Below are 8,165 nucleotides of genomic sequence, written 5' to 3' on the forward strand. Positions count from 1 at the left end.
GTTTAAACATTAATCTGATGTCCGGTGAGTACATAATCACATCACAGTATGAAAATGCGGTTATTTCAAATAAAATAACCATTTTCGCTAAAGAGGATTAACAAAAATCCTCTAAAATTTATTTTTTTTAATCATTTCGATAATTTTTTTAATAATAATTTAAATAAATATTATTAATTGTGGGGAAATATTATGAAAATATTTAAAATTTTATTCATAGTGCTTGTTTTATTCATTTCTGTTAGTGCAGTTTATGCTGATGGGAACTTCACATCCCTTCAGACAGAAATTAATAATGCTGGCGATAGTATTGAAATAACTCAGGATTATATTTATGATAATTCAACTGATTTTGGATTGAAAAATGGAATACTGGTTAATAAAACGAATTTTACTATTAATGGTAATGGCCATACTGTTGATGGTGCTGGTCAGGCCAGAATATTTAGTATTCAAGGCAACGTCACACTTCTTAATATTAAGATAATTAATGGCTTTAACAATCAAATGGGCGGAGCGATTTTTGCTGGTTTTTCTACTTATGTGAATTGTGAAAATGTAACTTTTGTAAATAATCGTGCTGATAGTGCAGGTGCTATAAATGGATATGATATTAATTTGATAAATTGTGAATTTACTAAAAATCAGGCTAAAGCGGGTGCCGGAGTATATGGTTATGGAAATATTACAGTTAAAGATACAAAATTTTTAAATAGTGATAATTATTCTTTTTCTCAATTATATGGGTATGGAGATGGTAAGCTTCAAGTAAATAACTGTTTATTTTTAAATTTAACCTCCAGATATGCTCCTGCAATATACAGTCAAAAAAGAACAAGTATTAAAAATTCTAATTTCACTAATCTGGCTGCTGATATGTCCTGTGGTGCTGTAGCACTTAAAGGATGTGCTGAAGGCGAATTTGAAAACTGTTTATTTGTAAATACCACTGCTTTAAAAAATGCTGGGGCTCTATTCATAGACATTGGTGCTAATGATGTTTATGGAAATGTGTCTGTTAAAAATTCCAAATTCATTAATTGTAATGGTGATTTTGGAGGAGCTATTGTACAATTGGGTGGTAATTTAAGTATTGTGGGTTCAGATTTCATTGATAATTCAGTTATTTATGATGGTGAAGCAATATATGTTTCATATACTAATTTTGAATTAATTAATTCTAAAATAATGTCAAATACTTTGCTTGATGAGGACTTTGATGGAGGAGGCCTGTATTGTGATTACAGCAATGTTACAATAACTAATTCAACTTTTGAAAATAATGTTAAAAATGCAATTTATTCATATGATTCAAATTTATCTGTTGAAAATACAACTTTTAATGAAAATAATCGGGCTATTCATGGGATTTTTACTTCATGCAAATTAATAAACAATGAATATGGAAATGATACTTTATTTTTAAATGATACTAATTATCCGTTTGTTATTGAAGAATCTGGTGCTAAAATTGAACTTATTAATAATGATATTAATGTAACTGATCTGCCTGTACGTTTTGATTCACGGGACTGGGGCTGGGTCAGCTCTGTAAAAGATCAGGGCGCAATGGGTGCTTGTTGGACCTTTGGAGCATGTGGAGCATTGGAATCTGCATTATTAAAAGCAACAGGAATAGAATATAACTTTTCAGAAAAAAATGTGCAGGATAATATTTTAAGATACGCAAAATATGGTATGAAATCAATCGATGAAGGATCATCATCACATATGGAGGCTGTTGAATACATGGTAAGCTGGTTTGGAGCATTGCCAAATGAATATGATATTTATGATGAACTGGCCAAATTGTCTCCAATAATTTCAACAGAAAAAAACTTCCATGTTCAGGACATAATGTTTGTGGGACGTAAAAATGCAACGGATAATGATGCAATTAAAAGGGCAATAATGAAATGCGGATCTTTAACATTTGAATATTATTTAGCAATTGATGAACCATATTATAATGAGAAAACCCATTCATCTTATCAAAATTTCACTAAAAATGGAACTCACTCTGTTTCTGTTGTTGGTTGGGATGATAATTTTAGCAAAGAAAATTTCCTAATCACTCCTCCTGGAGATGGTGCATTCATTTTAAAAAATAGTCACGGTGTTGAGTCTGATGATAAAGGATTTTTATATATCTCTTATTATGACACAAGTATTTTAACCCAAAATCCGTTAACAGGATATTTAATAGAAAATATCGAAAATTATACTAAAATCTATCAAAGAGACATATCTGGAGATTTTGATGAGGATACTAATCACACGACCTATAAAATTAATTATGTTTCAACAGGAAATGATTTAATCAGCGGAATCGGAAGTTATTTTAATGAAAGTGAGGAGTATGTCCTTGAAATATATGTTAATGATGAGTTAAAACATACTGAAAATGGAATAGCTCCATTTTATGGTTATCATACAGTAAAATTAACATCAGAAATTCCAGTTAAGGAAAAGGATAACTTTACAGTAATCATGAAAAAGGATTTTGTTCCAATTCTTGATAATTCAAGAATGCATAATGAAAAAAATACTGTTTTTATTCAACGTAACGGTACGTGGGCAGATTTAGCATTGGAATCTAAAACAGCTACTTTGAAAGTTTATACTAAGGATTTAGCCATTTATACTGAAGATCTGGTTAAAATTTATAAGAATGATTCTAAATTTGAGGCTAATGTTGGTGCAGCTAATGAAAGCGTAATCTTTGAGATTAACGGCGCCAATTATACTCGTGTAAGTAATGAAAACGGAACGGCCAGAATAACTATTAACTTAAATCCTGGAAACTACACAATTAAAACAACTTTCAACGGAACTTCAGTTGATAACAGTATTGAAGTCCTACCTACATTAATTGCTCAAAACCTTGTAAAATACTTCAGAAACGAATCACAGTTTTATATTTCACTGATTGATGGTGCTGGCAATTTTGTGCCTAATGCAACAATTACAATGAACATCAATGGAGTATTCTACAACAGAACAACCAATGAAAACGGAACTTCCCGTTTAAACATTAACTTAAACCCTGGTGAATATATACTGACTGCTTTGGATCCATTGACCGGATTGATGATGTCCTATAATATTACAGTACTGTCTGTTTTAACGGCTGATGACATTAACATGACCTATAATGATGGAACGCAATTTACAGCAAAACTGGTCGATGGTCAGGGCAATCCGTTGGAAAATGCTGGTGTTACATTTAACATCAATGGTGTCTTCTATACAAGATACACTAATTCATCAGGAATAGCTTGTTTAAACATTAATCTGATGTCCGGTGAGTACATAATCACATCACAGTATGAAAATGCGGTTATTTCAAATAAAATAACTATTTCTGCAAAAAAAGATTAAAAAAAATAAATGGTGGGAAGCTAGAAAGCTCCTCCACCTCCTCCGCCGGAACCGCCTCCGACTCCACCAAATCCGCCACCGTCAGATGATGGGTTGGCTGCGGATACTCCATTATTAAATGCACTATCAAGCATTATCAAACCGGAATAGGAATGGAACATGTAAAGGTCACCATAGTAATAGTCATCATCATGTACTGCAGGTTCATAGAGTTTCATGGATTTATAAACCTCATCAGCTACTCCAAGAGCAGTTCCATAAACAAGGTACTTGTTCCAAACGACTATTGATTCCGGAGGGTGTTCTTTAATTAAACTGTTGTCTTTTAAGAATTTCTTAAAGTTCGTCCATTTGAGATAGTAGACACGACCTTCAGGAGTCCACTGTCCAAAGATATCTTCAGGTATGAATGCAATTCCCAATGATATGGCTCCTAAAAATATGGATGAAATAATCATCAAGGTTGCTGCAGGATGATTTGAAAAGACAGCTATTATGAAAAGGATTACTGCAGTAGCTATTCCGACTGCTGTAAATCCGGTTGCAAGTTTTGTTCCTGTATCGTTAAAGTATCTGGAAATTCTTTCTTCCCCTAAACTTTGATTTTTAACAATAGATTTCCATTCATCAAGTTTTTCCACAAATAATTTTCCATTGATTTCATTATTTAATTTGGAAGACAATGCAGATACATTAAGTATATCATTGTCACTGAATGTTTTCAATAAATTGAATACACTTTTCTCATCTGCAGATAATTCGCCATATTTGCTTTGGTCTAACTCCAAAATCAAATCTTTAGTATGTTCTGATGTTTCAACATGTATTCTGAATACTTTGCGGTCGATTAAATCCATAATTGTTGCTTCAAAACCTTTCATGTCAGGCTCTCCAATGTCGCTTCTATTAAGCAGGGCATTTACAACCGCCGGCGAATCATCACTTGGCAATTCTCTTTCATATATTCCATTATAGTCGACTTTAGGTTCCCGTCCATGTCTTAGATAAATATAAATTAATGATAGGGGGGATATAAAACAGATTGCTGAAAATATGTTAAATAAATTTCCCCAGAAGCTGACTCCATTTCTATAGTCAGCCTGTTTTTGCATAATCTGATTTTTTCCATCACTGTTAACATGTTTTGCATTTGTTGCATTTGTAAAGTCATCCAATGGCATTAATACCTGTAATTCATAAAAGTTACCTTTTTCAATTGGTTTTGAGACAACGTTTATTGTATTTCCATTAATAGAATCGCTTGCATTGTAATATTCGGGGTTTAAATAATAGACATTATTTTTATCTCCAGGCAAATGGATGTTTGCATTTATTTTTCCAACATCACACTCCCATTCCTCTCCCCACAGTTTGTATTGAAGTGATCCGATATCATTAAATAATGTAACTACTCCCTTCATATCATAGGAATAAGTAATTTTCACCTTCTGGTCATGGATTTTTTGGGTGTGTGCCTCGTCTGCCCATAAATAAACAGTTATATGTTTTTTCCCATTTTTTTCGCCTACATCATATGTTGCATATGCACCGTCAACATGAACATTCAGATTTTCAAGACTCTCTCCGGATTTCAGGGGAATGTCTCGATAAACTCCATTGAAAGTACCCTTAAATGAATAAGTATAACTTTCATTTACATGGAGCAGACCATCATTATGAACAGTAAGGTCTATTATTGCATCAACGATGCTGTACTCTCTGTCTTCAGCATAAATTGCATTAGCTGTAGATAATAATACTAAAGATAATATCACTACCACAGCTATTTTTTTATGGTTCATGGATTTTCACCACTAAAATTCAACTTTAGGAACTTCACGGGATTCTACATCAGCTTCAAAGAATTCTTCTTCTTTAAAACCAAATGGTTTGGCAAGAAGATTTGATGGGAATTGTTGGCATGCATTATTGTACATTAATACAGTGTCATTGTAAAATTGCCTTGCATAAGAAATTTTGTCTTCAGTCTCGCTTAACTGGTTTTGTAATTGCTGGAAATTGCTGTTTGCCTTAAGGTCAGGATAATTTTCAGCAACTGCAAACAATGATTTTAAAGCACTGGTTAATTGATTATCCGCATTACTTGTTTCTTTTACATTTGATGCATTCATAACATTTGAACGGGCTTTTGTAACTTCTTCCAATACTCCTTTTTCATGACTTGCATAACCTTTTACGGTTTCAACCAAATTAGGTATTAAATCATTTCTTCTTTTAAGTTGAACATCGATTTGTGCGTAACTGTTTTTAACTCGATTTCTCAAACTAACTAATCTATTATACATGTGTATTACTGTTCCTACAATAAAAACAATAGCTAATATTAATATTATAATAAGTATCCAACTCATTTTCTATCACCTGTATATAATCTTTATATATTAATATTAATAAATTATTTTTATATTTAATTTGTTAGGTGGTTAGTATGGATATTACAGATATTATTAAAGATTCGTTTAAATATCCTTTTAGTGATAATAAACAATTTGCATATATATTTTTAACATTTGTTGCATTGGGATTATTTGTTGGTCTGTCAGTTGCTTTGCCTGTTATTTCAGCCCGTTTTGAATTTTCAATGCCTATTGCTTTGTTGCTTTCTATTATTTTAGTTATTGTTTCTTTGGTTGTTGCAATTCTTATTTGCGGCTATCAAATTGATATTATTGAAGTTGCATGTGATGTTGAGGATAATATACCTTCATTTGAACCGACCAAAAATATTAAAAATGGTTTGGGACTTATTTTAATTTATTTGGTATTTTATATAATTTCGAGTATAATTACAACACTTGCGTTCTTTTTAGGCTTTGGATTTTTGGCATTAGGTGATGTGTTAGGCGTCTCATTATTTATTATATTTAATTTAATTATATTTATTATTTTGATTTTAATTTCCTGGGTCTTTTCAATGTCTTTATGTAGATTTGCCTACTATGGTACTATCGGTGAAGCATTGGATCTTAAAGAAGCTTATAATGATTTAGAAACAATCGGATTTGCAAACATGTTAATATATGTTCTTTCAATGGCAATTATCATGTGTTTGATTATTATTATAGTATTTGCAGTTGTTGCTTTAATTTCCAGCATTGCTAATTCAATAGCTATTGCAATAGCTATTTTAATTCTCTTTGCATTGGCCTCATATCTGTTTGTTGTTCAATCAAGAGCTGTTGGACTTTTATATTCAAAAGTTATATATGATTAAGAAAATTTAGTTTATTTTTTTTTATTTTTCTAAATTTTCTTCAAATTCTTATTTTAAACAATACCTTTATATAGTTTGATTATTAGATATTATTATATCATGTTAAATAATTAACATGTGTGCAAGTATTTTTTTAGCTAGTTGTGCCGAGATAGTCTAGCCTGGTAAGGCGCGAGACTGGAAATCTCGTGGGCGTTTTGCCCTCCTGGGTTCAAATCCCAGTCTCGGCGCGTATTAGTTTTTAACACTATTTTTTTTATTCTTATTAAAGATATTGTTAAACTGATATTTTTTTGCACTCTTAGTTTTTAGACTAAGTTTATATTGTTGAAAGAACTGTGTTTTGAAAAATTCAAAACATTCGAATCTATTATTTTCCGTCTCGTAGGTTCGCTCTATAAATGGAGGTTATTTAATGGAAGACGATTTTAAGCACTTAGTGCGTATTTCTAGAAAAGACGTAGATGGTAATAAGACCATCGAGCACGCTTTAACTGATATTAAAGGTGTTGGCTTATCTTTATCTAAAACCATATGCCGTATCTTAGATTTGGACTTAAACTCTAAAATCGGTTATATTGCTGATGAAGATGTTGCAAAAATTGAAGACGTTATAGAAGATCCTCTCAAATTTGATATTCCTGCATGGATGTTAAATCGTAGGGAAGATTACGAAACTGGTGATGACATTCACTTAATTGAATCTGATCTTGACATGATTTTAAGAGATGATTTAAACAGAATGAAAAAGACCAGAAGTTACAAAGGAAGAAGACACGAAGTTGGTTTACCTGTCAGAGGTCAAAGAACCAAATCTACTTTCAGAAAAAGTGCTTCAGTTGGTGTAAGACGTTCATAAGCATAAAGCTATTTTTAAATTAATTATTATTTAGATAAGGAGATGTTTTAATGGGTCAACCAAGAAAATCAAGGAAAAAGTATAATACACCACCTCATCCTTGGAATGCAGAAAGAATTAAAGATGAAAATAAATTAATGACTAAATACGGCTTAAAAAACAAAAAAGAAATTTGGAAAGCTGATACATTAGTTAGAAGATATCGTAGGGAAGCAAGGTATTTACTTGGTTTTTCCAGCGATCAAATGCAAGAAGAAAAATTAGAATTATTAGGACACTTAGCTAGAACCGGTGTTTTGCCTGAAAACGCTGCAATCGAAGATATCTTAGGTTTAACTGTTGAAGATATCTTAAGAAGAAGATTACAAACTATTGTATACAGAAAAGGTTTAGCTCGTACTCCTAAAGAAGCTAGAATGTTTGTTGTACATGGTCACATAGCTTTAGATGGTAAAAAAATCAACTCACCAAGTTATGTAGTATTAAAAGGTCAAGAAGAAGAAATCGGATTCTACCGTTCTTCACCTGTAGCAAAACAAATTGAAGAGTACAACAATAATAAGGATAATAAAGCTAATACAGAAGAATAAAGGGTGTAATTATGGCAAAAGATGAAAAATGGGGTATAGCTAATATTTACTCATCATTCAATAACACTATTATTACTGTAACAGATATTACTGGTGCTGA

General features: G+C 31.6%; 7 protein-coding genes and 1 tRNA gene. 6 read left to right on the forward strand and 2 right to left on the reverse strand.

Going from position 1 to position 8,165, the window contains the following annotated elements:
• The first annotated feature begins 192 nt into the window (after positions 1–192).
• Positions 193–3,381, forward strand: coding sequence for a C1 family peptidase (locus ACKI5C_RS04930; protein WP_407432089.1), 3,189 nt, complete (start codon positions 193–195; stop codon positions 3,379–3,381).
• 20 nt (positions 3,382–3,401) lie between these two features.
• Here the strand turns inward: ACKI5C_RS04930 and ACKI5C_RS04935 are convergent, their stop codons facing one another.
• A complete protein-coding gene (locus ACKI5C_RS04935; protein ID WP_407432090.1) occupies positions 3,402–5,183 on the reverse strand; it encodes a DUF2207 domain-containing protein in 1,782 nt (593 codons plus the stop codon).
• A gap of 12 nt (positions 5,184–5,195) precedes the next feature.
• Entirely contained in the window at positions 5,196–5,753 is a 558-nt protein-coding gene (locus ACKI5C_RS04940) for a LemA family protein (RefSeq protein ID WP_407432091.1), read from the reverse strand.
• Positions 5,754–5,830: 77 nt separating this feature from the next.
• On the opposite strand from ACKI5C_RS04940, the gene ACKI5C_RS04945 reads away from it, so the two are divergent.
• From ACKI5C_RS04945 to rpsK, 5 genes are all read left to right on the forward strand, one after another.
• Positions 5,831–6,616, forward strand: a complete 786-nt coding sequence (locus ACKI5C_RS04945; protein WP_407432092.1) for a DUF4013 domain-containing protein — start codon at positions 5,831–5,833, stop codon at positions 6,614–6,616.
• A gap of 145 nt (positions 6,617–6,761) precedes the next feature.
• Positions 6,762–6,846, forward strand: a tRNA-Ser gene (locus ACKI5C_RS04950).
• A gap of 185 nt (positions 6,847–7,031) precedes the next feature.
• Positions 7,032–7,475, forward strand: coding sequence for a 30S ribosomal protein S13 (locus ACKI5C_RS04955; RefSeq protein WP_296798999.1), 444 nt, complete (start codon positions 7,032–7,034; stop codon positions 7,473–7,475).
• A 50-nt stretch (positions 7,476–7,525) separates the two neighbouring features.
• Positions 7,526–8,065: a 30S ribosomal protein S4 gene (locus ACKI5C_RS04960; protein WP_407422320.1), complete on the forward strand. Its 540-nt coding sequence runs from the start codon at positions 7,526–7,528 to the stop codon at positions 8,063–8,065.
• An 11-nt stretch (positions 8,066–8,076) separates the two neighbouring features.
• Positions 8,077–8,165 (forward strand): 30S ribosomal protein S11 (rpsK, locus tag ACKI5C_RS04965; RefSeq protein ID WP_407432093.1); only part of this gene is annotated, 89 nt, incomplete at its 3' end.

This window comes from Methanobrevibacter sp., from assembly GCF_045646045.1.
Classification (GTDB): Archaea; Methanobacteriota; Methanobacteria; order Methanobacteriales; family Methanobacteriaceae; genus Methanocatella.